Raw genomic sequence first — 2,910 nt, 5'->3', positions numbered from 1 at the left:
TGCCCCAATTATGATTTTAGGGGCAGTCAATACCCCGGAAGAAGTGGCAGCCTTAGCCCATTGGCAATTGCAACCCACCCTGGTGCAAATCGAACAGGTGCAAATTTTTGCCACCGTTATGAGACGCTTAGAACAGCGGCTGCCGGTTCATATCAAACTAGATACGGGGATGTGTCGCTTAGGTACACAATGGCAAAACGGCACAAAATTCGTCGAACAGGTTTTAGAGGCTCCTAACCTAAAAATTGCCAGTATATACTCCCATTTTGCCACGGCTGACGATCCCAATCCCGAGATGATGCAGTTACAACGGCAAAGATTCCAACAAGCGATCGCCGAGTTAAGATCAAAAGGTTATCATCCTCCCTGTCTGCATTTAGCCAACTCTGCCGCTACCCTAAGCGATCGATCTCTGCACTACGATCGAGTTAGAGTCGGATTAGCTCTCTACGGTCTTTATCCCGCCAATCATCTCACCGATAAAGTCCCTTTGCAACCGGTGCTGCAAATAAAAGCACGCATTGCCCAAGTCAAAACCATTGCCGCCGGCTCTGGGGTGAGTTATGGTCATCAGTACATAGCGACAAAAGACACCCGTATTGCTGTGGTCGGTATCGGTTACGCTGATGGAATTCCCCGCAATCTCTCCAATCGTTTAAAAGTATCCCTGAGAGGACGTTTAGTACCCCAAATCGGCGCGATAACCATGGATCAGTTAATGATTGACGTGAGCGAGATTCCAGAGGTAAAAACAGGGGAAATCGTCACACTTATCGGTAAAGATGGCCCACAGTGCATCACCGCCGACGATTGGGCGCGGGATTTAGGTACGATATCCTGGGAAATTCTCTGCGGTTTTAAGCATCGTTTGCCGCGAATTACTATTAGCAATGGCTAATTAGGGTTTGCGGCAAAAAGTTTTTCGGTGGGGGCGGGGTGTAGGGTGTAGGGTGTAGGGTGTAGGGTTTTAGCGATTTTCATCTGGTCAATTACCTAATTTTCAGGGAAAAAGTCCAGGAATTTTCCAACCGATCACTCCCATATCTGGTACTTTTTGGAAACCAAAAAGTCTAAAAGTCTTACCCAACAAGGTTTTCACATTTATTGAGCAAGCCCTAATTATGGCGGTGATCTTAAAAAATGTCAATTGGCGGCAATTCTTATTGTTAACTGACTGGTGAGATCTGTAATTAATTTTGCCTAGATACTTGCCTTGGTCAAGTGCGATCGCTAATTGCCAGTCTAGATTAGGGGATGAATTCTCCGCCGCTTTAGGTTAAAATAAACAGGGTTAATCGACGGCAACTGATTAGTTTTACCCTAGAGGCAGCGATGACTATAAGCAAAGATTTACCCCTACCCCCCGGCAGTTTCGGATTACCCCTATTAGGAGAAACAATCGCTTTTTTGACCGATGGGGATTTTGCCAGCAAACGTCATCATAAATATGGTCAACTTTTCCGCACTCATATTTTTGGCAGTCCCACGATTATTTTATCCGGTGCCGAAGCTAACCGGTTTCTCCTCAGCAACGAGAATAAATACTTTGCGGCAACTTGGCCTAAAAGTACCACAACTCTCCTCGGCAGCGCATCTTTAGCGGTGCATACGGGAGATGTCCACGCTTCCCGTCGTCGCTTAATCTATCAAGCTTTTCAACCCCGGTCCCTAGCAAGTTATATCCCTACGGTAGAAACAATTACCGCTCGCTATTTAGAGCGTTGGCAAACCGCAAAAACCCTGTCATGGTATCCTGAATTAAGAAACTATACTCTCGATATCGCCTGTAAATTATTTGTCGGTCTTGACGATGGTTCTGCTACCAAATTAGGAGAAGCTTTTGATACTTGGTGTGCGGGACTATTTACCCTTCCCATTCCCCTTCCCTGGACAGCTTTCGGCAAAGCATTACGCTGTCGAGAAGAATTACTACAAGCGATCGAGACTATCATTTTAGAAAGACAAAAAAATGATGACTTAGGCCAGGATGCTCTGGCTATCCTTTTACAAGCTAAAGACGAAAACGGTGAAAGTTTATCCTTAGCGGAATTAAAGGATCAAGTGCTATTATTACTCTTTGCCGGTCATGAAACTTTAACCTCCGCTATCGCCACTTTCTGCCTACAAATGGCACTGCATCCCGATATTTTTCAGCTTGTCCTCGAGGAAATAACTAATTTTGATCTATCTACTCCTTTAAGCGTTGATACCCTCAAACAGATGACCTATTTAGATCGCGTTTTAAAAGAAGTTTTACGTTTTACTCCCCCCGTGGGAGGAGGATTCCGTCGGGTAGTAGAAGACTGTCAATTTAACGGTTATCATTTGCCGAAAGGATGGGTAGTGCAGTATCAAATCAGCAATACCCATAAAGATAATAATATTTATTCTCGTCCTGAAACCTTCGATCCCGATCGCTTTTTAGCCGAAGAAAAACCCTACGGATATATCCCCTTTGGTGCGGGATTGCGCGAATGTATCGGCAAGGAATTCGCTCGTTTAGAGATGAAAATTTTAGCCGTCCGTTTAGTAGAAAAATACGATTGGCAATTACTCCCCAATCAAGATCTCACCCTCACCGCTATCCCCACTCCCCATCCTCGCGACGGTTTACAAGTCACCTTTAAACCCCGTTAACCTGCTAGGATAAAAAAACTTTAAAAATAGTTTAGCGTTTTTCTCGTAGCCGTGAAATTTATTTCACGGCCTTTATTGTCGGAAATGCTCAGATTTTGAGCAGTCGGTGGAACTGACAGAGGTTAATCGGCAGCGGGTAAAGCTTTCGATAATTCTCCATTTTGCTGATGATTTGGTCTATCAAATTCGAGAACTAGGTAACGAATTAAACGCGCTAGGGATTTTTGTAGCAAACCTTCAGCAATTTTTTGTCCCATCTGTTGGGTTTCCGGT

3 protein-coding genes are annotated in these 2,910 nt (G+C 44.6%); 2 read left to right on the top strand and 1 reads right to left on the bottom strand.

The window, feature by feature from the left end; all coding sequences use genetic code 11:
- A partial coding sequence (gene alr, locus PX481_RS06190; RefSeq protein ID WP_288094006.1) for an alanine racemase occupies window positions 1-898 on the top strand: 898 nt, incomplete at its 5' end.
- Window positions 899-1,332: 434 nt separating this feature from the next.
- On the top strand, window positions 1,333-2,637 hold the full coding sequence (locus PX481_RS06185) for a cytochrome P450 (RefSeq protein ID WP_288094004.1): 1,305 nt from the start codon (window positions 1,333-1,335) through the stop codon (window positions 2,635-2,637).
- A 122-nt stretch (window positions 2,638-2,759) separates the two neighbouring features.
- Here the strand turns inward: PX481_RS06185 and PX481_RS30050 are convergent.
- On the bottom strand, window positions 2,760-2,910 hold a 151-nt coding region (locus PX481_RS30050; protein WP_502888589.1), incomplete at its 5' end, for a hypothetical protein.

The organism is Microcystis sp. M53603_WE2 (assembly GCF_030065435.1).
The sequence above is the reverse complement of the archived record's forward strand: the minus strand, read 5'-3'. Positions and strand labels throughout refer to the sequence as shown.